21 protein-coding genes and 2 tRNA genes are annotated in these 24,299 nt (G+C 37.8%); 14 read left to right on the top strand and 9 right to left on the bottom strand.

Features of this window, described 5'->3' with window-relative positions; genetic code table 11:
• Window positions 1-12 precede the first annotated feature (12 nt).
• Window positions 13-588 (bottom strand): UPF0149 family protein, encoded by a 576-nt coding sequence (locus PPBDW_RS10640; protein ID WP_036795390.1) that lies wholly within the window; start codon window positions 586-588, stop codon window positions 13-15.
• A 302-nt stretch (window positions 589-890) separates the two neighbouring features.
• Between PPBDW_RS10640 and PPBDW_RS10635 the strand changes: the two genes are divergently transcribed.
• The 8 genes from PPBDW_RS10635 (at window position 891) to PPBDW_RS10600 (ending at window position 8,084) form a co-directional block, all read left to right on the top strand.
• Complete coding sequence (locus PPBDW_RS10635) at window positions 891-2,543, top strand: LytS/YhcK type 5TM receptor domain-containing protein (protein ID WP_036795389.1); 1,653 nt, start codon at window positions 891-893, stop codon at window positions 2,541-2,543.
• A gap of 4 nt (window positions 2,544-2,547) precedes the next feature.
• Entirely contained in the window at window positions 2,548-3,279 is a 732-nt protein-coding gene (locus PPBDW_RS10630; RefSeq protein ID WP_036795388.1) for a LytR/AlgR family response regulator transcription factor, read from the top strand.
• Window positions 3,280-3,470: 191 nt separating this feature from the next.
• The gene (locus tag PPBDW_RS10625) at window positions 3,471-4,670 is read left to right on the top strand and encodes an OFA family MFS transporter (protein WP_036795387.1); all 1,200 of its coding nucleotides are present in this window, start codon (window positions 3,471-3,473) and stop codon (window positions 4,668-4,670) included.
• Window positions 4,671-4,892: 222 nt separating this feature from the next.
• Window positions 4,893-5,981, top strand: coding sequence for a glycerol dehydrogenase (locus tag PPBDW_RS10620; RefSeq protein ID WP_036795385.1), 1,089 nt, complete (start codon window positions 4,893-4,895; stop codon window positions 5,979-5,981).
• A gap of 155 nt (window positions 5,982-6,136) precedes the next feature.
• Entirely contained in the window at window positions 6,137-6,940 is an 804-nt protein-coding gene (locus PPBDW_RS10615; RefSeq protein WP_424022320.1) for an MIP/aquaporin family protein, read from the top strand.
• Window positions 6,941-7,209: 269 nt separating this feature from the next.
• Entirely contained in the window at window positions 7,210-7,665 is a 456-nt protein-coding gene (locus tag PPBDW_RS10610; protein ID WP_036795383.1) for an L-alanine exporter AlaE, read from the top strand.
• 214 nt (window positions 7,666-7,879) lie between these two features.
• A tRNA-Ser gene (locus PPBDW_RS10605) sits at window positions 7,880-7,967 on the top strand.
• A gap of 26 nt (window positions 7,968-7,993) precedes the next feature.
• Window positions 7,994-8,084 (top strand) — tRNA-Ser (locus PPBDW_RS10600).
• A 1,004-nt stretch (window positions 8,085-9,088) separates the two neighbouring features.
• Here the strand turns inward: PPBDW_RS10600 and PPBDW_RS10595 are convergent.
• The 4 genes from PPBDW_RS10595 to PPBDW_RS10580 form a co-directional block, all read right to left on the bottom strand.
• Complete coding sequence (locus PPBDW_RS10595; protein WP_036795381.1) at window positions 9,089-10,261, bottom strand: copper amine oxidase; 1,173 nt, start codon at window positions 10,259-10,261, stop codon at window positions 9,089-9,091.
• 37 nt (window positions 10,262-10,298) lie between these two features.
• Entirely contained in the window at window positions 10,299-11,450 is a 1,152-nt protein-coding gene (locus tag PPBDW_RS10590; RefSeq protein WP_036795380.1) for a hypothetical protein, read from the bottom strand.
• 54 nt (window positions 11,451-11,504) lie between these two features.
• A complete protein-coding gene (locus tag PPBDW_RS10585) occupies window positions 11,505-12,206 on the bottom strand; it encodes a hypothetical protein (protein ID WP_036795379.1) in 702 nt (233 codons plus the stop codon).
• 169 nt (window positions 12,207-12,375) lie between these two features.
• Window positions 12,376-12,654, bottom strand: coding sequence for a hypothetical protein (locus PPBDW_RS10580; RefSeq protein WP_036795378.1), 279 nt, complete (start codon window positions 12,652-12,654; stop codon window positions 12,376-12,378).
• Window positions 12,655-12,876: 222 nt separating this feature from the next.
• Between PPBDW_RS10580 and PPBDW_RS10575 the strand changes: the two genes are divergently transcribed.
• On the top strand, window positions 12,877-14,148 hold the full coding sequence (locus PPBDW_RS10575) for a DEAD/DEAH box helicase (RefSeq protein WP_036795377.1): 1,272 nt from the start codon (window positions 12,877-12,879) through the stop codon (window positions 14,146-14,148).
• A gap of 128 nt (window positions 14,149-14,276) precedes the next feature.
• On the opposite strand, the gene PPBDW_RS10570 is transcribed toward PPBDW_RS10575, so the two are convergent.
• The gene (locus PPBDW_RS10570; RefSeq protein ID WP_036795375.1) at window positions 14,277-16,667 is read right to left on the bottom strand and encodes a GH92 family glycosyl hydrolase; all 2,391 of its coding nucleotides are present in this window, start codon (window positions 16,665-16,667) and stop codon (window positions 14,277-14,279) included.
• A gap of 457 nt (window positions 16,668-17,124) precedes the next feature.
• Here PPBDW_RS10570 and yiaY point away from each other — a divergent pair, with 457 nt between their 5' ends.
• Window positions 17,125-18,273 (top strand): L-threonine dehydrogenase, encoded by a 1,149-nt coding sequence (yiaY, locus tag PPBDW_RS10565; RefSeq protein WP_036795373.1) that lies wholly within the window; start codon window positions 17,125-17,127, stop codon window positions 18,271-18,273.
• A 90-nt stretch (window positions 18,274-18,363) separates the two neighbouring features.
• Here yiaY and cls read toward each other — a convergent pair whose 3' ends face one another.
• A complete protein-coding gene (cls, locus tag PPBDW_RS10560; RefSeq protein ID WP_036795371.1) occupies window positions 18,364-19,824 on the bottom strand; it encodes a cardiolipin synthase in 1,461 nt (486 codons plus the stop codon).
• Between the two features lie 300 nt (window positions 19,825-20,124).
• Between cls and PPBDW_RS10555 the strand changes: the two genes are divergently transcribed.
• The 4 genes from PPBDW_RS10555 to sbmA all read left to right on the top strand — a co-directional run bounded on the left by PPBDW_RS10555 (window position 20,125) and on the right by sbmA (window position 23,452).
• Window positions 20,125-20,811, top strand: coding sequence for a TIGR01621 family pseudouridine synthase (locus tag PPBDW_RS10555; RefSeq protein ID WP_036795370.1), 687 nt, complete (start codon window positions 20,125-20,127; stop codon window positions 20,809-20,811).
• Window positions 20,812-20,950: 139 nt separating this feature from the next.
• Window positions 20,951-21,154: a hypothetical protein gene (locus tag PPBDW_RS10550; RefSeq protein ID WP_036795368.1), complete on the top strand. Its 204-nt coding sequence runs from the start codon at window positions 20,951-20,953 to the stop codon at window positions 21,152-21,154.
• Window positions 21,155-21,243: 89 nt separating this feature from the next.
• Window positions 21,244-22,185, top strand: a complete 942-nt coding sequence (locus PPBDW_RS10545) for a class I SAM-dependent methyltransferase (RefSeq protein ID WP_036795367.1) — start codon at window positions 21,244-21,246, stop codon at window positions 22,183-22,185.
• A gap of 265 nt (window positions 22,186-22,450) precedes the next feature.
• The gene (gene sbmA, locus PPBDW_RS10540) at window positions 22,451-23,452 is read left to right on the top strand and encodes a peptide antibiotic transporter SbmA (RefSeq protein WP_052671541.1); all 1,002 of its coding nucleotides are present in this window, start codon (window positions 22,451-22,453) and stop codon (window positions 23,450-23,452) included.
• A gap of 73 nt (window positions 23,453-23,525) precedes the next feature.
• On the opposite strand, the gene gspS2 is transcribed toward sbmA, so the two are convergent.
• The gene (gene gspS2 / locus PPBDW_RS10535) at window positions 23,526-23,927 is read right to left on the bottom strand and encodes a type II secretion system pilot lipoprotein GspS-beta (protein WP_036795366.1); all 402 of its coding nucleotides are present in this window, start codon (window positions 23,925-23,927) and stop codon (window positions 23,526-23,528) included.
• Window positions 23,928-23,946: 19 nt separating this feature from the next.
• Entirely contained in the window at window positions 23,947-24,246 is a 300-nt protein-coding gene (locus PPBDW_RS10530; RefSeq protein WP_036795365.1) for a YciI family protein, read from the bottom strand.
• Window positions 24,247-24,299 lie beyond the last annotated feature (53 nt).

The following is a 24,299-nucleotide window of genomic DNA, read 5'->3' as shown; positions in this document are numbered from 1 at the left end:
TTAGATGACAGACTATTGGGCTGCTACGAGTTGTGCACCACGTTGGGTTAGGCCGCATAGCATGACTGGAATAGCGTTGAAGATTTCTTCAAATTGCGCGAGAGCATCAGCATTTTGTTCTTTCAGTGCTTCTAATGCGGTTTCTGGATCAAATAACAAACTAAAAGACAGTAATACACCGCCAAGTAGCGCGTTATCTTCACTATCTGGTGGCATAATAGTTTCCCAATCATCACGTGCTAATTGCCATCCTTGAAGCATACCCTCACAGAAGTTGCTGGTTGCTTCAGTTACAATTTGGCTATCGTCTAATGCACAGCCATCAGGCCATTGCCAACTACTTTCAAATAATGCAGCACGTGCTTCGTTCCAGATTTCGATGATTGCTTTTGCGTAAGTTTCTAAGTCATCATGATTTTCAAAAGGTGATGTTTCTTCGCCACCCCACATAAATGCTAGCCATTCAGTTGGATCTATAAGATGCGGTGCCGCTGCCATTGCTGTTACAAAGCCGCGAGTTTGTGATTCAGATAGCAATTGCTCTGCTAGTTGAGAGTTTTGCAGGATAGTACTTAGTTGTGAAGGCATAAAACAATCTCAGTTTAATAATGATTAACTGTTCAGGTGCATTAACTATACATGCATAGCTGAACTTTATACCAGTATTGTAACAGTCTCTTGATAACAACCTAGCAATGGTCGAATATATTTGTCCATATTGTTGTATAAAAAATACACGAAATACTTTTGCTGAGATTAAATTGCTTATTTTTGATTTTAATTAAAACATGGTGACTTCACAAATAACATAATCTTCAATTACTAAGCAGATTGATATTGGTAAAACAGATCAACGAGTGATGTTATTTACTTATAGTTAAGGTTGAGTGATGTATAGCGAACAATTAATGATGTTATTAGCAGTATTTGAACGCGCTGCATTGATGTTGATGACATTATTTTTATTAACGCGTACGCAATTGTTTCAATCAATCGTAAAGAAAACCCATCGACGTCCTGTTGAAACAGCAATGATTTCGTCTTTATTTATTTTATTTGCCGTATTTAGCACTTATACCGGCTTAAATGTAGACGGCTCATTAGTGAATGTGCGTATTATCGCAGTGTTGTCGGGTGGCATTATTTTTGGGCCGTGGGTTGGTATTCCTGCTGGTATTATTGCCGGTATTCACCGTTATTTAATCGATGTTGATGGCCCTACATCTGTTGCATGTTTGATTACGAGTATTTTTGCTGGATTATTAGCAACATGGATCCACTGTAAATGCGCTAAAAAGAATTATGCCTTACTTGGTATTCTTGCTGGGATGTGTTGTGAAATGTTGACAATGGTGCTAATTGTGGTGCTATCTCATAACAAAGTTCAGGCTTATAATATTGTTTCTCATATTAGTTTTCCGATGATTGTGGGCACATTATCGATTGGACTAATTATTAAATTAGTACAAGATCTTGATGAAGAAAAGGATCTTATCGCAGCTCAACAAGCGAAGTTAGCTCTTGATATTGCTAATAAAACCTTGCCTTATTTTCGAATTAATACTCGCCATGCTTTACAAAAAGTATGCAGTATCATTCGGTTTTATACGGGTGCAGATGCGGTTGCAATAACCAATACTCAAGATGTACGTGCTTATGTTGGTCGTGGAGAAGAACAATTTCTAGATGCCCACCATAAAATTAGTCAAATGACGCGTCAAGCAGTAGAAAGCGGCGAACAAATCATTAGTAATAACCTCAATGTGCATAACTTTCATTCATTGCTTATTATTCCATTATGGGAAAATGGTGAGGTTAGTGGCACGCTTAAAATATTTTATTGCCAGCCCGATCGTATTCGAATGTCGTTGCGTGAAATGGCGATTGGATTATCACAAATAATATCAACCCAAATGGAAGTCTCACGGATTGAGCAACTAAAGCAAATGGCTTCAAAAGCTGAATTTTCAGCACTACAAAGCAAAATAAACCCTCATTTTTTATTTAATGCACTCAATGCTATCTCTACTTTAATTCGTATTCGTCCCGATGATGCTCGGCAACTTATTGCTAATTTAGCGGATTTTTTACGGTACAATTTAGAACGAGATGTAGAGCTAATTGATATTCAAGAAGAAATTCAGCAAGTACGTGATTATGTCGCCATTGAGCAAGCCCGTTTTGGTCCAAAACTTGAAGTGGTGTTTGATATTGATGATGTACATCCGCGCGTACCGTGTTTGTTGATTCAGCCTCTGGTCGAAAATGCTATTTTGCATGGTATTCAACCATCACGAGTGGCTGGTAAGGTGCTGATTTCGGTTAAAAAAAGTGTTGATAATGTGGTTATTACTATCACAGATACTGGGGTTGGTATTGATCAACAAACTATTGATAAATTATATCAAGGTAAAATAGATTCACATCGCATCGGACTAAATAACGTTCATCAGCGGCTATTATTATTATTTGGCGATGGTTTGCATATTTGTCGCCTTGAGCAAGGTACGACCATGAAATTTTATGTAAAAGAACAGGATTAGTGCCATGAAACTAAACGCCCTGATCGTAGAAGATGAATATTTAGCACGTGAAGAATTAACTTATTTAATTGAAAAACATAGCACAATTAATATTGTTGCAGCTTTTGATGATGGTTTAGATGCCTTTAAATTCTTACAATCTAACAAGGTTGATATTGTTTTTTTAGATATTAATATCCCGTCAATTGATGGTATGTTGTTAGCGCGCAATATTGCTCAATTTTTACATAAACCTCAAATCGTATTTACTACTGCTTATAAAGAATATGCGGTTGATGCCTTTGAATTAGAAGCGGTTGATTATTTATTAAAACCGCTTAATGAGCAACGAGTTATGGGATTATTAACTAAATTACACACTCGTGCTCAAGATCAAGAACCTCAACAGCCACCAACGAATATACGTAGTCAAACTATCAACTTAATGCATAATAATCGTATTCATGTTACTGCGATTGGTGACATTTGTTGTGCTATTGCGCATGAAAAAGTTACTCATGTTTATACATCCGAAGGATGTTTTATTGCACCGGTTACGATTAGTGAATTAATGCTTCGCTTGCCCGTTAGTGACTTTTTCCGCTGTCACCGTTCTTATTGTATAAATATTAATGACGTTAAAGAGATTATTCCGTGGGTTAATAGTACTTATATGATAAAGCTTGCTAATGTTGAACAGCATATTCCTGTTAGTCGCAGTAATTTAAAAGCCTTCCGTGTCTTAATGCAGTTGTAAATAACAGTATATTGTTAGCGGCTATAATGCATTTCATGCCGCTATATTGTATTTTATTCCTTATAAGTTACCACTGATTTTATTGTTTTATCGTCCTCTTGTTATATGTGGTTATTGTCGTATTTTGGTGACCAGCACCAAGGTATGACACAAGGTTACCTTGAATATTTTCATCGTAAGAGGGCATCGCCATGACCAACCAACTTACCCATCGTAGTCGTTATTTCACGTTACTGGGCACTATTATTACTCAGTTTGCTTTAGGCTCTGTTTATACTTGGAGCTTATTTAATGCTCAGCTTGCGGGTAAGTTATCTGAACCTGTGAGTCGTGTTGCCTTTTCTTTTGGGATCATGAGCTTAGCTTTAGCTGTTGCTTCATCAATGGCGGGAAAAATGCAGGAGCGATTTGGGGTGCGTAATGTAACCCTTGGCGCTGGCGTTTTATTTGGAGTGAGTTTGTTGCTTACTGCGCATGCTTCAAATATATGGCTACTTTATATCTTTGCTGGCTTTTTGATCGGTTTTGCTGATGGTACTGGTTATTTAATGACATTATCTAATTGCGTTAAATTTTTCCCCGAGCGTAAAGGTTTAATTTCAGCCTGTGCTATAGGTGCTTATGGATTAGGTAGCTTAGGTTTTAAATTCATTAATATGTATTTCCTTGAGCATAATGGCTTAGAGAGCACGTTTGATTATTGGGGCATTATTGCAATGGTCATGGTTATTATTGGTGGCTTAATGATGAAAGATGCGCCTAAACTGCAAGTGTCTGCTACAGAATCAGCTGCTGATGTGCGTGATTTTAGTCTTGCGCAATCAATGAAATGTCCGCAGTTTTGGATGTTAGCATTAGTCTTTTTAACTGTTTGTATGAGCGGTTTATATGTTATTGGTGTTGCTAAAGATATCGGTCAAGGTTATGTACACTTATCGTTAGACGTTGCTGCTGCGGGGGTGGCTATTATTGCTGTGGCTAACTTAGGCGGGCGCTTAGTGCTAGGGGTGTTATCAGATAAAATTGCTCGTACCAAGGTTATCGCAATTGCATTGATTGTGTGTTTAGTTGGCGTGTGTGCATTGCTATTTGCTCATCAAAGTATGATGAGTTTTTATGTTGCTGTCGGCTGTATTGCCTTTAGCTTTGGTGGCACAATTACCGTATTCCCATCATTAGTCAGTGACTTCTTTGGTTTAAATAATCTTACCAAAAATTATGGCATCATTTATTTAGGCTTTGGTATTGGTAGTTTTATTGGTTCAATTGTTGCCTCTATCTTTGGTGGCTTTATAGCAACGTTTTATTTGATGTTTGCACTATTGATTATTTCACTAGTGATTGCATTAACGATTAAGTTACCTAAGTTACCGAGTCAAAATATCGCATAGAATATTATAAATCACCTTAATAATATAAGCCCAAACCCGTTATGGTTTGGGTTTTTTTATACCAATAAAACACCACTATCGGCCGTATAGGGATGATTATTACATTATGGTAATAATCAATTGTGAACTAATGGGCTAGTGTCAATTGTGAAAATAATTAAAAATACCTTATGGATTTTTAAATAATATAAAAAATAATTAATAGAATAAGGTGTTATATTTATGGATAAGATTATTATTAGCCCAAGTAAATATGTTCAAGGTGAGAATACGATTGCAGCGATAGCAGCTTACGTAAAGCCATACGGCAACAATCCAATGGTTATTGCTGATGATTTTGTTACGGAGTTAGTCGGTGAAACAGCTGCTCATAGTTTTATTGATGCTGATATGCAGTTTTCAATGGAATTATTTGGTGGTGAATGTTCACGACAAGAAATCGATCGGTTACAAGTTAAAATTGATGATGATCGCAATGATGTCATTATTGGCATTGGTGGTGGAAAAACATTAGATACAGCAAAAGCGATTGGTTTTTATAAAAAAATCCCAGTTGTTGTTGTTCCTACTATAGCCTCTACAGATGCTCCAACAAGTGCATTGGCTGTCCTTTATACCCCTACTGGACAATTTGATCAGTATTTAATGATTCCAACTAACCCAACGATGGTTATTATGGACACGACCATAATTGCAAAGGCACCGGTACGATTATTAGTTGCAGGAATGGGGGATGCTTTATCAACTTATTTTGAAGCTCGTGCAAATGCGGCATCGGGTAAAGCAACAATGGCTGGCGGTGCACCGACATTATCAGCACAAGCATTGGCTAAATTATGCTATGAGACCTTATTAGCTGATGGTTTGAAAGCCAAAATCGCAGCAGAAAATAATTTACCATCTAAAGCTTTGATGAATATTATTGAAGCGAATACTTATTTAAGTGGTATTGGTTTTGAGAGTAGTGGTTTGGCGGCGGCACACGCTATTCATAATGGTTTGACTCAACTGGAAGAAGCTCATCATCTATTTCATGGCGAAAAAGTAGCTTTTGGTACATTAGTTCAATTAGCATTAGAAAATGCACCATTAGAAGAAATTAATACGGTTATTAATTTCTGTCATCAAGTAGGTTTACCTACTAACTTATTTGATTTGGGTGTGAAAGATATTGACCTTAATAAGTTGATGGACGTTGCTATTGCATCTTGTGCTGAAGGTGAGACGATTCATAATATGCCATTTATAGTGACGCCTGAAGCTGTAGTTTCGGCGATACTTACTGCACACACATTAGGTTTAAAAAAATAATATTATGCTTCTACTTATTTTTATTTAATAAGTAGGAGCGTTACTTTATACGCAATGCTAATTTCAAAATATATTTGTATTTGTATTCATTAATTTTTTATATATGTAAATTCAATGATTTTACATATATAAAAATAATTAAAGTTTGGTGTAATATATCAATGAATATTAAAAATAGAATTATAAAAGAAAGTATTGCTGAGTTTATAGGTACTGCGTTATTAGTTTTTTTTGGGGTTGGTAGCGTTGCAGCATTAAAACTTACTGGAGCTACATTTAGCCATTGGGAAATTAGTATTATATGGGGGTTAGGGGTTGCTATAGCTATTTATTGTACAGCTGGAATATCAGGATCACATTTAAATCCGGCTATTACTATAGCACTTGCGACATTTAATAAATTTGATAAAAAGAAAATACTACCTTATATATCGGCACAGTTAGGTGGCGCTTTTTTTGCTGCTGCTATTATTTATGGTATTTACGGTAGCTTGCTAAATAATTATGAAATAACTCACCATATTATACGTAGTGGCTTATCTGGTCTTGATACTGCATCTATTTTTTCAACTTATGCTCAACCATTATTATCAACGCAGTGGGCTTTTATTATTGAATTGATTATTACAGCAATATTGATGTTTTCTATTTTAGCAATAACGGATGATAGTAATGGTATTGCTAATGGGGCAATGTCGCCATTGTTGATTGGATTAGTTGTGGCAATTATTGGCGGATCTGTCGGGCCATTAACAGGGTTTGCGATGAACCCCGCAAGAGACTTTGGACCTAAACTATTTACATTTTTTGCGGGGTGGGATTGGGTAACTTTTACAGGAGGTAGAGATATTCCTTATTTCCTCGTGCCATTAGTGGCACCAATTATCGGTGCTTTATGCGGAGCATGGCTATATTCACATATTGCGACGCCTTATTTATCAGAGATAAAAACAGTATAAATAGGGAAGTATATTTGTAATATATATCTAGTGGGTATATTTGTAACCAGATAATATGTAAAGATATTTCATCAAAATCACAACTAGATAAAATGACTGTTAATAGAAGATATTGCAGATAATAAATCGGAACTGAATTTAAAAATAGTACCTTATTTCGCAATAAAACTGTTCTAATGCGCACATAAACTGCATGGTGTTATTTGAATGGTTTTAAGTAACGTTTGCCATGTTAATATTGGTTGATTTTGCTAGGGTAAGGGAAGTGAATGTCTGTTATTAAAGTGCCATTTAAGGTGAGAAATGCTGCTGCAGATATATTTGCAATGGTGGTATTTAGCTTTATTACAGGGATGATGATTGAAGTTTTTATTTCAGGCATGTCTTTTGAACAGTCATTAGCATCACGTACGTTATCCATACCGATTAATATTGCGATTGCATGGCCTTACGGTATGTTTCGTGATTATGTTATTGGTTGTGGTAATAAACTTTCTCCAACGCGATGGATGAAAGGAATGTCTGATATGGTGGCATATGTGGTATTCCAGTCACCTATTTACGCTTGTATCCTATTTGCCGTTGGTGCTAATAAAGAGCAAGTAATTGCAGCTGTAATGAGTAACATTTTAGTCTCAGGTGCGTTAGGAGTGGTTTATGGCCAGTTTCTTGAGTTATGCCGTAGAATGTTCCGTGTTACTGCAGCGGCGCAACCAATAATTTAAGCACTATTAGCATTATTGATATCAATGAAAAGCATCCTTGGTGATGCTTTTGTTGTTTTTAAAATATGATAAACAATGATTTTGGTATAAGAACAGCACGAATTGCAGCATAAGCCAGCAAATAGAAAAAAGTCACATAAAAAGCCTTGACCCTGATCCCATAAATCATTACATTACACGCCGTCGACAAGCAAAGCGTTGTTGGCAACAATGTGGTGAGGTGTCCGAGTGGCTGAAGGAGCACGCCTGGAAAGTGTGTATACGGCAACGTATCGAGGGTTCGAATCCCTCCCTCACCGCCATATCTCTCTTTAAGAGATATAAAATTGGAGAGATGGCTGAGTGGTTGAAAGCACCGGTCTTGAAAACCGGCATACGTTTATAGCGTATCTAGGGTTCAAATCCCTATCTCTCCGCCACATTCAAAAAAGCCGCTAATGGAAATTAGCGGCTTTTTTACATCTGAATAAATTGGTCTCCATTATTCTCTACTACGAATACCAATCCTTAACCGTCATCATCTCCTATCGTGAAGTACAAACGCCGATAGGGAATCGATTATTAGCGCGTTATTGCTGTTTTTATTGGTACCTAATAGTGCGATGAGTAAATTGTAGTTAGGGTTCAAATCCACTAATCCTCAAAGCTGCTCCGCGACATTCAAAAAAGCCGCTAATGAAAATTAGCGGCTTTTTTACATCTGAATAAATTGGTCTCCATTATTCTCTACTACGAATACCAATCCTTAACCGTCATCATCTCCTATCGTGAAGTACAAACGCCGATAGGGAATCGATTATTAGCGCGTTATTGCTGTTTTTATTGGTACCTAATAGTGCGATGAGTAAATTGTAGTTAGGGTTCAAATCCACTAATCCTCAAAGCTGCTCCGCGACATTCAAAAAAGCCGCTAATGAAAATTAGCGGCTTTTTTATATCTGAATAAATTGGTCTCCATTATTCTCTACTACGAATACCAATCCATTTCCTATCGTGAAGTACAAACGCCGATAGGGAATCGATTATTAGCGCGTTATTGCTGTTTTTATTGGTACTTAATAGTGCGATGAGTAAATTGTAGTTAGGGTTCAAATCCACTAATCCTCAAAGCTGCTCCGCGACATTCAAAAAAGCCGCTAATGAAAATTAGCGGCTTTTTTACATCTGAATAAATTGGTCTCCATTATTCTCTACTACGAATACCAATCCTTAACCGTCATCATCTCCTATCGTGAAGTACAAACGCCGATAGGGAATCGATTATTAGCGCGTTATTGCTGTTTTTATTGGTACCTAATAGTGCGATGAGTAAATTGTAGTTAGGGTTCAAATCCACTAGTCCTCAAAGCTGCTCCGCCACATTCAAAAAGCCGCTAATGAAAATTAGTGGCTTTTTTACATCTGAATCAAATCACTACCATCATTAATAGAGGTTTTTAGGAATTAGCTTGAAGCTATTTCTATGCATATCCATTTCAGGTGACTCCTCACCGCGAGGGATGTGGTGTAAGCTTAAGCTATACCAAACCACAATATCTTTATTTTCGATTGATGCACTACTTTGGACAAAATCAGACAACTGTTTTTTATTGTTACAAGCATAGTTTTGTGAAGCATAACGTTCACAAGCGACATCTTTCGTAATGTATAAATCATTACGAGTAAAGGCTTCTTTCTTTTTGATTCCGACAAAACGGTGGCCAGAGTCTCCTGGTTGTACATGGTAGCTTTTATTGGAATTGGCATTTTCTTGAATTAGCCAGCCACGGTTATTTTCTGCTTTGTTATTAAAACGTGATTCAACAACAACATCACGCCATTTGGCGATTATTTTATTGCCTTGCTTTTTATATTGGACGATTTTAACAATATCGTCGTTTTCATTATCACCTAATGCAAAATCAATCCGCCAAAAATAATTATGAACATGTGAAACACCCACTGTTTTGTTATCTATTTTCCAACCTAGTTTACGGTATTTCTTTTCTCGATCAGGATTATTATGAATATTCACAATTGTTTCTAATGCACCTGTAGCACCAATAGCAAATTCGATCATGCCATTGTTATAGAATTTCCATTCTGGAATATAGTTGTATGCTCCAACTTGATGAGATGAAAACAGTAATAGGTGCTCACTGGTGCTTGGTGTCCCTATAACTGAGTTGATCGTGGTATCTAAGACTTTCCGTTGACAGAGCCCGCGTATGTCTTCATACATAGTGCTTACCGTGGTTAGTTTACCATTAGCACAATTTTGCGGTTTAATAGCAATAATACCGTCACCAAAGCTATAAGTTGTCACATCATGAAATCTATCTTGTCCATTATCATAGGGTACAAATATCTGAGCAATATTAACCTCATTGATCACTCGAAAGGGGGTATTACTATCAGGTGGAGTATAAGTAATATCGGTTAAATAAATACCTTCATCATCGTTAAATTCCCAACACATTGACCATTGGGCACCATTAGTGAAGTTTTCATGGATATAGTTATCATCTGCCGCAGTGCAGGCATATGCTGGTTGTAAAAATAAACAAGGTAACGCAATAACAAAACTGATTATCCAAAATCGCATTGATGTAAACATAATATCCTCTCTATATTAATAGCGATTGATTTCATATTTAATTGACTGGTTGTGGCATATCTATATCTGGAATATTAGGATTCTGACTATAGATATCTCGAGGATAGACAGTGAAGTATTGCCATATCGGTGCTAAATCAGCATTGTTGTTATAGGGTGGAGTATGGTGGGCGGTCAATCTTATCCAAGCTACGACATCTTCAAGCTTTTCGCCATTGGTCATTTTCGCAATATTGCTCGCACAGTTTAGGGAGTGGTTAGCAATGGCATTTGTTTCGCAGTCATTGTAATTAGTGAAGAATACATCAGCTTTCGTCCATGGACGCTTAGGATCGCGCTCAAACACATTGTGGTTAAGTGGAAATATATGATAAGACGAACGCATGCTGTAATCGTTACGTATTTGCTTATCGACTATACGCCAGCTTTTCATTTTTATACGATCATATTGTTTGTTGAATTCATTCGGTTTGTTAAAGGTAAAGGTATGAATTTGTCGACCTTTACGCCCCTGACGTATTTTTGAACGAAACTCTTCAACAGTATCATTATTGGCTGTTGCGCCAATATCAAAGTCAACTCGCCAAAAATAGTTCACCGTATAGGGTATTGAGTCTGTGACATTATTAGTAATAAAACTCACTGATGGGCTAAAACTACCATCATCATTTAATTGAATACGAGAGAGAAACTGATGATTATTTAAAGTCATAATATGGAAAATATCAATGGCATATTGACGACGAGATTGTTCTTCATATTGCATGGCAAAGTCTTGTGTCGACTCACTAAGACAAATAAGAGGGGTGTTATCATTTGTCGTTAATAATTGGCCGTTACTACAACTACCGGTTATTGTTGATAGTGATTTATCATGTTGAGTAATATGGGCAGTATTTGTTGTATTGTCATTTAAAACCATTTCAACTTGATTTAGCTGTAAGGATGATGCGATATAAATATCTAAATTTTCTTTGGCAGAATAAAAACTAAGATCATGTAGACTTAGACCTTGTTGTTCACTCCACATCCAGCAAAAATTCCAGCTATTGCCTGAATCAAACTTGTAGACCACTTGTTGCTGTTTTGGACATTGATATTTTTCAGAGATCATGGCCGCTTGTGTCGGAATACTGACTGTTAATAATAAAACAATCAGTAGCGAATAAGCTTTTTTACAATAAGTCATCGCCCTTCCACCCAATTAGTTGTTTGTATTAATAAAACATAACATCATCATGTATTAATGATGCACAGTATGGTTATGCTCACGTTGAGATTGATTGAATGCCGTTACCGCCTTTAGTGATAAATTAACGATGGCTTTAGTATCTAGTGTGACATTGGCATAAGGCGCTTCAAGAGAGGATAAGAAAAAATAAATGCAGCGATTTAAACCACAGTTCTTGGTGTTTTTAAACTGAGGCAGATTGTGCACATTATCCGAAGTTAAAATAACCGCTTTAACCCGTAGACTGGATAATGGAATGGCTGTACTCGGTAATTGAGAATGATAACGTTGATAATATTCTGTCGACAGCTGTTTCATGAATACTGGATCATTTTCAAGTAAGTGTGTTGCATATTTTATTTCATCACGTGTTGCTGAAAGCTGAAGATTTTGGTGACGTTTTGATTGAATTAATTCATTACTTTTCAAATTGTAAATTAAAACTTCTGTTGTATCTGTTGGATAGTGATAACGATAAATATCAACCCATTTGTCATTATTAGCCAATATATTTGAACGGTGTTTTGATATTTTGATTATCCGTGAAGTGGGATGTGCAGAACGGTGTGAATTATCCGTGGCTAATAATTTAGCTTGGTTAAAGTCGTTACTATTAAGCGGAACAGCATATAAGCCATGACTTAAAAATAGACTTAATCCACTGAATAATGAAATGATTATTACACGGTACTTTATGTGTTTTAAAATATGCATCATAGGCACCTATACAATATAAACTGCGTGTATATTTAGTAATGCAACATGAATCGCTACTTAAGCCTAGCATAGATGCTATTTTTTAGAGTAATATTTTTAAGAACTGTTAGTGAGTAATACTGAAAATAGATTTATTGAGGGTGATGTGGCATCAATCTGTATATTATTATTTTGATGTTCTAAGTCGTGATTCTTTGTTGAATTTTGCTTCTTGTATGTACCACAAAATTAATGCGAAAAAGGGCGTAAATACAACAGTAAAAATAATGATGGGCATTTTGTTATAGAAAAATAGACTTAATTTAATATCATAGTTGTCTACATAAAAAGCGATGAGGTGTCCTATTAACATACCGAATGATAGGATTAAACTTTGAGTGATAACATAGCTAAGCTGACCTTTCGCTCGGATTTTCGACCAACGCTCAAATTGTTTTGTCTTCATAATTTTGCTTCATAGAGTTGCGATTTAAGCGGTTATACTTATCGATTAGCGCGGTGTTAGCCAGTATGGTACTTAGAAATATCGTTAGTAATCACAAAAATAGATGATTGCTGAGAGAGAATTTCGTTAGGATCATGGCAATGGTTATTCGATATCACTATTGAGTGAAGGCTAAATACGCTAAAATAGAACTAATTATTTTAGCTTTGAGCCTTTATATTCATGACCACAACGACAACCCCAGCCAGCTTTACTGAACTTGGCCTTATTTCACCTTTGCTAGCACGATTAACGGAGTTGGAATATCAACAGCCAACGCCAATTCAGGCGCAAGCTATTCCAAGTGTATTAGCTGGTCGTGATTTAATTGCAGGCGCAAATACAGGCTCAGGTAAAACGGCAACATTTGCCTTGCCGCTATTACAACAATTGCATCAAGCTAAATCATCAGAGAATAAAAACGTTAAGGGTAACTATGTTGCTGGGCTTGTTTTAGTTCCTACTCGTGAATTAGCTAAGCAAGTTGCTGATAGCATTAAATCTTATGCAGTACATTTTAATGGCGCAATTAAAACTGTAGCTGTGTTTGGTGGTGTATCTGCAAATACTCAAATGTTGGCACTGCGTGGTGGTACTGATATTTTGGTTGCAACACCTGGTCGATTATTAGATTTGATTTCAAGTAATGCTATTAAGCTTGATAAGGTAAAAACGTTAGTACTTGATGAGGCTGACCGTATGTTAAGCCTTGGTTTTACCGAAGAATTATCAGCATTATTAGCATTGTTGCCTAAAAAGAAGCAAACGCTATTATTCTCCGCAACGTTTCCTGAACAAGTACAGGCTCTCACCCAAGAGTTACTTAACGATCCGGTTGAACTGCAATTACAAAGTGTTGACTCAAGCACTTTAGTACAACGTGTGTTTACAGTTAATAAAGGTGAAAAAACATCAGTATTAGCGCATTTAATTAAAGAAAATCAATGGCGCCAAGCACTTATATTTGTAAATGCAAAAAACAGTTGTGAACATCTTGCTGATAAGCTTTCTAAGCGTGGTATTAGTGCCGAAGTCTTCCATGGTGATAAAGGTCAAGGTGCACGTACTCGTGTGCTGGAAGCATTTAAATTGGGTGATATTGAGGTATTGATTGCAACAGATATTGCGGCTCGTGGTCTTGATATTGAAAAGCTGCCGGTAGTCATTAACTTTGATTTACCACGTAGTCCAGCAGATTATATGCACCGTATTGGCCGTAGTGGTCGTGCAGGTGAAGTTGGTTTAGCATTATCTTTGATTGATTATGAAGACAGCCATCATTTTAAGATCATCGAGAAGAAGAACAAGGTTCGACTTGAGCGTGAACAAGTTGCAGGTTTTGAAGTCGATGAAGCTGAAGTATTATTAGCAGTAGAAAAGCCAATGGCAAAACCTGAAGGTACAGGTAAAAAGAAACGTAAAAACAAAGCCATTGTTGATGACTTTTGGTCATAGGGCTAATTATTACATTAATCATCGCCAGCAATAAGCATCTAAATTAAAAAATCCCTCGTTATGACTAGCGAGGGATTTTTCATTATTGCTAATAACGATGTTTAAAGCTGGTATTTAAAGCCACTCACTTACTTTAATCGTGCTGCCATTGCTTGTGATTTATCAGCGGTCATTACAAAGTGCAATGTTCCACCTGCTTTGATTTCACTGTGCTCAAAGCTATTAAATATATCTAATGGTTTACCGTTGATCTGTGCTGACTTCACGTACTTATTATCACTACTGTTATTCTCAGCTGTAATCGTGAAATCACCTGCTGGTAGTTTGATTTTTACTTCATCAAAAATAGGGCGTCCAATAGTGTAAGTTGGATCGGTTGGAGTGACTTGATAGAAGCCCATTGCCGACATAATGTACCAAGCTGACATCTGACCCACATCTTCATTACCAATGATGCCATCAGGGGTTGGCTTATAGAACTCTTTATAAACTCTATCGAGGTATTCTTGGGTTTTCCATGATTCATTAGTACGGTTATACAAGTAAATAACGTGGTGTGATGGCTCGTTACCATGAATGTATTGACCAATAAAGCCTGTCATATCTTGGTGGTTTTCACCGCCATTGGCATCAGCGGTGAATAAGTCATTTAGCTTTGTATTGAATCCTTCAGTGCCACCCATCATTTCGGTTAGCTTGTCGAGATCTTGCATAAAGGTCCATTGCCACTGCCATGCATTACCTTCGGTATACCAATAAGCATCTGAGCTATATGGATTAAAGGCATCAGAAGCAAATTTCTTTTCACAGTTATCAAGTTTTACTGGGACAAAGAAACCTGCTTCGTTATCCCAATGATTTAAAGACCAATAGGCGCGATCATTAAACTCATTATAAGCGGCGTCATCACCGGCCACTTTTGCCATTTGGCCGATAGTCCAGTCATAGTATGAAAATTCTAATGCGTAAGAGACTGAGTTCCAGTTTGGTAAACCAACACACTTATCACGTTCGTAATAACTAAGTTGACCAGCCATCACCGCTTGCAGCGTGTGATCGGGTATTTGTGGAAAATCATATGGACGGTAGTAAGCCGATTTCTTTGCTGCCTCTAACGCATCTTGAGCATCAACATCTAAACCTTTAACGACCGCATCACCAATAATTGCGGTGGCGGGGTAGCCAATCATGGTACCAGTTTCTTCACCATAACCTTCCCATTTAGGTAGTAATCCTGTTTCTTGTGATTTACGGATCAAATCATTGGCTAGGTCAGTGGCATGCTGCGGGTTTGTGATAGTTAGCAGCGGGTGAACCGCACGGAATGTATCCCATGTCGAATAAACCGAATAGTTTTTATAGCCGTTTGCTTGGCGAACACCGCCGAGTAGATCGCGGTAACGGCCGTCGACGTCCTGATATTCAATCGGTGCGATCATGGCGTGATACATCGCGGTATAGAAGTTAGTTTTCTCAGCCTCAGAACCACCTTTTACTTGAACTGTCGCCAATTCTTTCGCCCATGCGAGTTCTGCATTCGTTTTAACATTAGTAAAATTATAGGTTGGAGTTTCTGCTTCTAAGTTCTTTTGCGCCCCTTCCCAATCTACAGGTGATAGTGCTACTCGCATTTCAATCGGCTGATCGCCTTTGCCAAAATCAAGATAAGTGATTTGTTCTTTATTTGGACTATTGATTGAGCCGTAAACTGCGCCCATCTTCATGTCCATTGCTTCGCCACCGTCACGGGCAATCATCGCATGAGCAATCGGCTGACTAAATTGCGCATAGAAGAAGATGTCTTGCCCTTGGAACCAACCTGTAGAAACACGGCGACCACGAATGGTGTATTCATCGATTAATTCAACTCGATTTTGTAATGATTCACCATTATTGGCAGTCAGTGTATGGGCAAGGTCGAGTTTGATTTTACGATCAGCACCTTGCTCATAGGTGTAGCGATGAACGCCAACACGGGTGGTTGTGGTTAATTCGGCTTTTATATTGCCATTGTTAAGTACCACCGAGTAGTAACCAGGGGATGCGACTTCAGTTGCTTTATTAAAGGTATTATTTTCACTATTGGCTATATCTGAATAAGGTAGTACTAAAATATCACCTAAATCTGTTGCTCCAGTGCCAGAAAGATGAGTATGGGAAAAACCATAAATGTTCAAATCTGTTGTAAATATATCCCCTGCAACATAATCACTCGCATCCCAGTAACCTGAAGCAGAATGCCAACTGTTTTGACCTGCTTCAGAATCCGCATTGGTGCCTTTAAAAGTATCTGGACTTAATTGCACCATCCCGCGAGGAACAACGGCACCAGGAAAGGTATGCCCAGAGGCTGCAGTACCAATCATAGGATCAATATATTTCAAGACAGCCATATTTATAATCGGTGTTGCTGGTAGGGTAATTTCAGGTTGGGCTTGATTATTGTTGTCGTTGTTACAACCCAATAAACCTAATGACAATACCAGTGAGATTGCAATTGGAGTCAATTTAAACGTCATAATGTTCCACCTAACAAATATGTAGTGCCGGAATGTTCACGTCGGCCAAGAGTGAATCTTCTCAAGCGCTAAGAGTAATAATAAGCTGCGTTAGCCGCATAGTAGGGGGGAATAACGGTTGTCGTAAGATGATAAATCGACCATTTACTGGATTTTTGTACCGATTAAATTGAAATGTGATACTGCTTCATGCTGTTTTTAGAGGTAATTATGTTTCCTCAATGAATGATATTGTTTTTTATGGGAAACAATAAAAAAGTGTTTTTGCGATAAGGTTCATAGTATTGCAGATAAGTTACAGTGTTTTTTCAATATTTGTTTTAGATCAATTAGATTTTATCACCAAAGGCGTAAAAATACTGAAAGCGTATTTTAGGCGGAGTGTCATTAGTTAAAGCTGTTTTATAGGATAAGACATATTTGATAATGAATATTTAAAAAATTAAGGTAAGTTATTATGAGTAGTGCATTTTATATTCCAACGGTTAACTTTATGGGGGCTGGTTGTTTAACTGCAGCAGCAGATGCTGTTAAGGCTCATGGCTTTAAAAAAGCATTAATAGTTACTGATAAAGTATTAAATGAAATTGGTGTGGTGACGCAAGTTGCGGTGTTATTGACTGAGCGTGATATTGAGTCTGTTGTTTATGATGGTACTCAACCAAACCCAACTATTACTAATGTTGATCAAGGTTTATCTCTGTTAAAAGATAACGGCTGTGACTTTGTTATTTCATTAGGTGGTGGCTCGCCTCATGATTGTGCAAAAGGTATTGCATTACTTGCGGCTAATGGTGGTCAAATTGGTGACTACGAAGGTGTTGATCGTTCAGCGAAAGCACAGTTACCTGTAGTGGCTATTAACACGACGGCTGGTACTGCGTCTGAAATGACCCGATTCTGTATTATTACCGATGAAACGCGTCATATCAAAATGGCGATAGTGGATAAAAACACCACGCCGTTAATGTCAGTTAATGATCCTCAATTGATGTTAGCGAAACCCGCGTCGTTAACTGCAGCAACAGGTATGGACGCACTAACTCACGCGATTGAAGCTTATGTCTCAATTGCTGCAACTCCAATCACTGATGCTGTTGCAATTAAAGCGATTGAATTGATTGAAGCGAACTTACGTACCGCAGTTAAAGAAGGCCAAAATCTTCATGCGCGTGAACAAATGGCTTATGCGCAATTTATGGCTGGTATGGCATTTAACAACGCATCATTAGGTTATGTTCACGCAATGGCGCACCAATTAGGTGGTTTTTATAATCTACCGCATGGGGTATGTAACGCCGTGTTATTACCGCATGTTCAGCGTTATAACGCGCAAGTGTGTCCTGAGCGTTTACGCGACGTTGCTGCGGCTATGGGCGTTAATGTTGATGCAATGACACCACAACAAGGTGCCGCTGCTGCCATTGACGCAATCATGACGCTATCTCAAGATGTGGGCATTCCTACGGGTTTAAAAGAGCTTAATGTAAAAGCTGAAGATGTCGCACTATTGTCTGATAATGCACTAAAAGATGCTTGCGGTTTTACTAACCCTAAGCAAGCAACGCATGAAGAAATTTCACAAATCTTCATGGATGCAATGTAATAGTTAGAGGTTAAATTCTACCTGTGCAAATAAAAAACGCCTCATGATTGAGGCGTTTTTTTATAAGGGGTTAATGCTGTTTTTTGATGGTTATAACAGTGGACTAAACATGTAGAAGAAACGCTCACCAAACTTATTACGTACTGAACGTTTTTCCCATTGATCTTTATCGACAGGCTCTGAGTTTGCAATGTAATTTTGTTGCAGTTGGCTCAGTTTATGAGTGAACTCAAGGTTATCAACTGCCATTGTTACTTCAAAATTGAGCCACAAACTGCGCATATCAAGGTTAACCGTACCGATTAAGCAATGAGTATCATCAATGACGACGGATTTCGTATGTAATAAGCCACCATGAAAGCGGTGAATATGTACCCCTGATTTTAATAAATCGCTGAAGAAAGAACGACTAGCCCATTCAACCATCGTCGAGTCATTTTTCTTTGGTAGTACAATATGAACCTCAATATTACGTTCTGCCGCGCCTTTCATCGCATGTAATAAGTGTTCACTCGGCACAAAGTAAGGGGTGGTAATGACAATACTTTTCTTTGCTTGGTAAATACTTAATAGCAATACTTGATGAATAATATCATCGGGCATACCTGGGCCTGAGGGGATCACTTGCACCGTATCATAATAGGGCTTATCTTCTGCTGGTATTTTGCAAGCAGGTAATGGCGGTAAAAAACGCTGTCCAGTTTCTACTTCCCAATCCCATGCCTGAATACAATTAAGTACTGAAACAGTTGGGCCGCTGATTCGAACCATGACATCAACCCATTGGCCGACACCTGCATCAACTTTAAAGAAGGCAGGATCCACCAAGTTCATTGAACCGGTATAAGCAATATTGTCATCAATAACCACGATTTTGCGGTGTTGACGTAAATCTAAACGGCGTAAGAACATTCTAAATGGTGATACCGCGAGAGCTTCTACTAACTCAATCCCCGCACCACGAATAAGCTTTGGCCAATGAGAACGAAAGAAGCGCATGCTGCCTGCGGAATCGAGCAATATTCTAATTTTAATGCCGCGCTTAGCGGCTTGGATCAGGGCGACACCGACTTCATCAGCAAGACCACCTGGATTCCAGATATAGAATTCTAGATGAATGGCATGTTGGGCATTATTAATATCTGTAATAAGTGCTCGTAAAATTTCATCAGTTGATGATTTTAATGAGAGGTGATTACCGACTAATCCAGGTAATCCAAGTCTATTCTCACATAGATCGCTAATCGGTTTTGCCACATCACTCATATTTTGTGGCTGGTGGCCTGGGCATTCAGTGAGGCATTGAAACCAGCTAGCAAAAGGAAAAAACATTTCGCGAGCACGTTCCGCCCGTTTTTTACCGAGATTAAGTTCGCCGAATAACAGGTAGGCAATAACACCACCAATAGGGACGATATAAATAATCATCATCCATGCGAGAGAAACGCCAACGGCTCGGCGTTTGAAGACCACACGCATAGTGACAGCTGCAATTAACAGCCAATAGGCGAAAATGCCAATCCACGTTAAGATTTGATAAAACTGTTCCATCGAATGACTTCATCAATATATAAATACAATTTGTACATATATTGCATTGAAATCGAAAAAAAACCTAATATTCACTGTTGTTTAGTGCTTATGTTGAATAATCAAGGCTATTTTTGAGGGGGCGTTACCACTTTGCAGGGTAAACTGAGAGTAATAATTAAACCGATAGTATAGGGTTGACGATATTAGAGAATGATTATTTTTAGTGATAATAAATAATATAATCTTCAAGGCTGTTCTTTTTTTAATGACTGGTTATACTCGCGCCATCTTTGTTCTGTAAAGGCGTTATTTGCGATTATGTTTGATCTTGTTTACCAGCATTCGGATTTTTTAGTCATTAATAAACATCCAGGGATCAGTGTTCATAAAGACGATAATGAACAGCCACTACTGGCTGCTGTTGCCGCACAAACAGGTGATGAGAAGTTATATTTAATTCACCGACTTGATAAAATGACATCAGGATTGCTACTGCTTGGACGTAATAAAACAGCAGCTGCAGCATTATGTGCTAATTTTGCAGAGCGTCGAGTTGAAAAGTTTTACATCGCCATAGGCACTAAAAAACCAAAGAAAAAACAAGGTGTAGTGATTGGTGATATGACTCGTTCGCGTCGTAGTAGCTGGAAACTAGAAACAACAACAGTAAATCCTGCAATCACTCAGTTCTTTTCTGCTGCTGCTGGAGAAGGACGACGGATATTCTTATGTAAACCTCATACTGGTAAAACTCATCAAATTCGAGTTGCGTTACGTAGTGTCGGCTCTGGTATTACTGGTGATGATATTTATGGTAACGAAGCTGCTGATCGTGGTTATTTACACGCTTATGGTTTGCGTTTTCCATATCAAGGTGAATTACAACAATTTTTATGCCCACCGAGCGTTGGACAATTATGGTCAACAGTGGAAGCACGACAAGCATTAACAGAATGGCAGCATCCTTGGAGTCAAGCGTGGCCCATTTTAGCGCATAAAAAATAAAGATCAGCATTAAATATCTGCAGTTAAAGCTTAACTGTGGATATTATCAGCAATTGATTAGTAAAAGGCGGATGTGGATTTCTTTTTAGTATTGATAAATTATAATACGCGTAGAGAATGTATTAGTTAGAGGTTTACAATGCGCAGTACTCATTCACGTACGCTTAAAATGCGAGTTTCTCAACAAAAACGTCAATCGCATCATCGACGCAATCGTGCTCAACAACATTTATTATTACCTGAAACTACTCCTCGTCATTTTCTATCATCAGCAACACTTACCTTACACTCAACGAGCCTGATATCTTATTCGAGTGAATATGTATTACGCGCTAAACATTAGTAGTTAATTATTCTATTTGGGCTGTGGTTGGTATTCTGAAGCGCAACGTATAGAATAGCCGCCTTAATTGACTATATTTGAATGATGTTATGGAAATTAGTGCTCTACCTACATTAGAAGCCCATTTATTAACGGCTTTAGCAACGCCACCGTCAGAAGTGCGCCGATTATTTCATGGTCGTGGCCGCTGTTGGCAAGGGCTTGAACAAATCACCGTTGATTGGCTTCAAGGTCAAGTACTGGTTTCCTTATTTAAAGAACCTGATGCTGATTTTATGTCGGCGTTAATTGATGTGTTAACAAGGTTAACGCAAACAGATACTTGGAAAGCAAGCGGCGCTCACTCTTTATTGTTACAGCATCGTGCTCGTCAAGGCTCACCGATGGATGTGCTATGGGGACAAAGCTCTGACTATCAAGATGTGATCGAAAGTGGTCTAACTTACAAGCTAGACTTAGGCCGAAATCAAAATAACGGTTTATTTTTGGATATGCGCTATGGTCGTGATTGGGTGCGCGAGCATGCGGCAGGTAAGCGAGTGCTTAACTTATTTGCTTATACTTGTGGTTTTTCTGTGGCAGCTATTGCTGGTGGCGCAGAATATGTGGTTAACCTTGATATGGCTAAAGCAGCATTAAGCCGTGGACGGGATAATCATCATTTAAATAACCATGATTTAAAGAAAGTCAGCTTTTTAGGCCATGAGTTATTTAAATCATGGGGTAAAGTACGCAAAATGGGACCTTATGATTTAATTATCATTGATCCGCCATCATTCCAAAAAGGCAGTTTTGCGCTTACTAAAGATTACCAAAAGATTTTACGTCGCTTACCTGAGTTATTAACTGCTGAAGGTGTTGTATTAGCCTGTGTGAATGATCCGACGTTAACCAGTCAGTTTCTTATTGATGGCATGGCAACCGAAGCGCCTGATATGGTGTTTACCCAACGATTAGATAACCCACCTGAGTTTAATGAAATTGAGCCTGAAGGTGGGCTTAAAGCCTTAATATTTGAGCGACGTAGCTAAGTTTACTGTTTTAAATACACTATAAAATAATTATCCCTTATCGATTCTAGCCACTCAGGCTAAGAGTATATAAGGGATTTTTTTTGCCTCATTTTAGTAGTAATCTTTTTATTATAATAAGTTATATGAGATTTATTGCTGTTAGTTTGTTGCGTTTTTGAGGGCAGTGACAAATACTCAAATTAGTAGATTAAAAAGAAAGTTAATTGATTCAGTTATTAGTGCAAGGGTTGCACTTAATATAATACATTAAGGATGTGTGCCAATGTTTAAATCGTTCTTTTTAGATCGACGCTGGTTTTTATGGTCGATTGTCGGTAGTGCCGTTATTTTATATGTCACTTGGTACAAAGTGCAGATAGATGTAGAAGTGAATGAATGGTTTGGTAGTTTTTATGATCTTATTCAAAAGGCATTAGCCAAACCTAATGCAGTGACGTTTGATGAGTTTCTTGCTGGCTGTATTGAGTTTTTCAATATTGTATCGGTGTATATTATTATTGCCGTTATTCTGGATTTTTTTGTTCGCCATTATGTCTTTCGTTGGCGTACTGCGATGAATAACTATTACATGAAACATTGGGATAAAATTAATCATATTGAGGGGGCATCACAACGAGTTCAAGAAGATACTATGCGCTTTGCACGTATTGTCGAAAGTCTAGGTGTTAGTTTTATGCGATCCTTGATGACCTTATTCGCATTTTTACCTATTTTATGGACTCTAAGTGAAAATATAACCGAGCTACCTTGGATTGGTAGTGTTGATCGCTCGTTGGTTTACTTAGCGATTATTTCGGCGTTATTCGGGACGGTGTTATTGGCAATTGTAGGTATTCGTTTACCGGGGTTAGAATTTAAAAATCAAAAAGTAGAAGCGGCTTACCGTAAAGAATTGGTCTTCGGTGAAGATAATCCACAGCGGGCAGAGCCTGAAACGGTTAAAGATCTATTTCTTAATGTACGAAAAAATTACTTTAATCTTTATCGGCACTACTTATATTTTGATATCGCGAAGTGGTCTTATATCCAATATACCGTGATTGTACCTTATATTGCACTGGGTCCGGCAATTGTTTCAGGTGTACTAACGCTTGGAGTATTACAGCAGATATTAAGAGCCTTTGGTAAAGTAGAAGATTCGTTTCAATTTCTAGTACACTCATGGAGTACTATTGTTGAATTAATGTCTATTTATAAAAGATTGAGAGCATTTGAAGTGCAGATTAATGATGCGATTAGTGTTGAAAGCGTGCCTGTTGATTAGTTTATTGAGATGATATAAAAAGCCCTAACCAATAATAATAAATAGGTAGGGCTTTTTATATTGTATAATGTAATTATTTCAGAGAGTCACAATATTTTTCTGAAATAGTTTGTGATACTAATTGGCGTCCACTGATATCACGGATGGTAATTAAATAATTAACGCCATGCTTAAACAATGGTATTAGCTCTGCATTATGGCAGTAATTAGCACTGGCTGTTTCAATTGCTGTTGTTGGTTTTATACGGCCATTGCCACCATAGATGATATTGATTTTTACAATATTCTTACTCGCATAAGCTTGAGTAATTTGGTAAGCATCAATTTTAGGATAGGGTGCTTTGCTATCAATTGCTGCCGCTCGTGATTGAGCGAGTGACTCTGCAACCATCTGTTGGTCATGTGAAGCACAGCCACCAAGGATGAATAAGCCAGCTGCTGCGACAAGCCATTTTTTTGTTTTAGTTAGGTTCACAAGTTGATCCTGAATATATTTAAGGTAAGACTTTTTTAAAGGGCTTGACGATCACATTTGCGTAGACACCTGCATCAATGTAAGGATCTTCATTGGCCCATTGTTGTGCTTGTGCTAATGAGTCAAACTCAGCAATAACAGTGGAGCCAGTAAAACCAGCTTCACCAGGGTTTTCACTATCAATAGCTGGCATTGGCCCAGCTACCAATAAGCGATCTTGTTGCTGAAGTTCTTTTAGGCGAGCTAAATGTTGCTCACGCACGCTCATACGGCGTTCTAGGCTATTTTCAACATCTTGAGAAAAAATCACATACCACATAGTCGGCATTCCCTATTTTGTTGGGTGAAAGAAACGAATTATTTTTCGTACTG

It is taken from the genome of Photobacterium kishitanii, from assembly GCF_000613045.3.
Taxonomy (GTDB): Bacteria; Pseudomonadota; Gammaproteobacteria; order Enterobacterales; family Vibrionaceae; genus Photobacterium; species Photobacterium kishitanii.
This window is presented reverse-complemented; position numbering and strand designations above follow the sequence as displayed.

Excerpts from the sequence above, each read along its gene's own strand:
- PPBDW_RS10640 (WP_036795390.1), bottom strand. The coding sequence starts at position 588 with ATGCCTTCACAACTAAGTACTATCCTGCAAAACTCTCAACTAGCAGAG.
- PPBDW_RS10635 (WP_036795389.1), top strand. The coding sequence starts at position 891 with ATGTATAGCGAACAATTAATGATGTTATTAGCAGTATTTGAACGCGCT.
- PPBDW_RS10630 (WP_036795388.1), top strand. The coding sequence starts at position 2,548 with ATGAAACTAAACGCCCTGATCGTAGAAGATGAATATTTAGCACGTGAA.
- PPBDW_RS10625 (WP_036795387.1), top strand. The coding sequence starts at position 3,471 with ATGACCAACCAACTTACCCATCGTAGTCGTTATTTCACGTTACTGGGC.
- PPBDW_RS10620 (WP_036795385.1), top strand. The coding sequence starts at position 4,893 with ATGGATAAGATTATTATTAGCCCAAGTAAATATGTTCAAGGTGAGAAT.
- PPBDW_RS10610 (WP_036795383.1), top strand. The coding sequence starts at position 7,210 with ATGTCTGTTATTAAAGTGCCATTTAAGGTGAGAAATGCTGCTGCAGAT.
- PPBDW_RS10595 (WP_036795381.1), bottom strand. The coding sequence starts at position 10,261 with ATGTTTACATCAATGCGATTTTGGATAATCAGTTTTGTTATTGCGTTA.
- PPBDW_RS10590 (WP_036795380.1), bottom strand. The coding sequence starts at position 11,450 with ATGACTTATTGTAAAAAAGCTTATTCGCTACTGATTGTTTTATTATTA.
- PPBDW_RS10585 (WP_036795379.1), bottom strand. The coding sequence starts at position 12,206 with ATGCATATTTTAAAACACATAAAGTACCGTGTAATAATCATTTCATTA.
- PPBDW_RS10580 (WP_036795378.1), bottom strand. The coding sequence starts at position 12,654 with ATGAAGACAAAACAATTTGAGCGTTGGTCGAAAATCCGAGCGAAAGGT.
- PPBDW_RS10575 (WP_036795377.1), top strand. The coding sequence starts at position 12,877 with ATGACCACAACGACAACCCCAGCCAGCTTTACTGAACTTGGCCTTATT.
- PPBDW_RS10570 (WP_036795375.1), bottom strand. The coding sequence starts at position 16,667 with ATGACGTTTAAATTGACTCCAATTGCAATCTCACTGGTATTGTCATTA.
- yiaY (WP_036795373.1), top strand. The coding sequence starts at position 17,125 with ATGAGTAGTGCATTTTATATTCCAACGGTTAACTTTATGGGGGCTGGT.
- cls (WP_036795371.1), bottom strand. The coding sequence starts at position 19,824 with ATGGAACAGTTTTATCAAATCTTAACGTGGATTGGCATTTTCGCCTAT.
- PPBDW_RS10555 (WP_036795370.1), top strand. The coding sequence starts at position 20,125 with ATGTTTGATCTTGTTTACCAGCATTCGGATTTTTTAGTCATTAATAAA.
- PPBDW_RS10550 (WP_036795368.1), top strand. The coding sequence starts at position 20,951 with ATGCGCAGTACTCATTCACGTACGCTTAAAATGCGAGTTTCTCAACAA.
- PPBDW_RS10545 (WP_036795367.1), top strand. The coding sequence starts at position 21,244 with ATGGAAATTAGTGCTCTACCTACATTAGAAGCCCATTTATTAACGGCT.
- sbmA (WP_052671541.1), top strand. The coding sequence starts at position 22,451 with ATGTTTAAATCGTTCTTTTTAGATCGACGCTGGTTTTTATGGTCGATT.
- PPBDW_RS10530 (WP_036795365.1), bottom strand. The coding sequence starts at position 24,246 with ATGTGGTATGTGATTTTTTCTCAAGATGTTGAAAATAGCCTAGAACGC.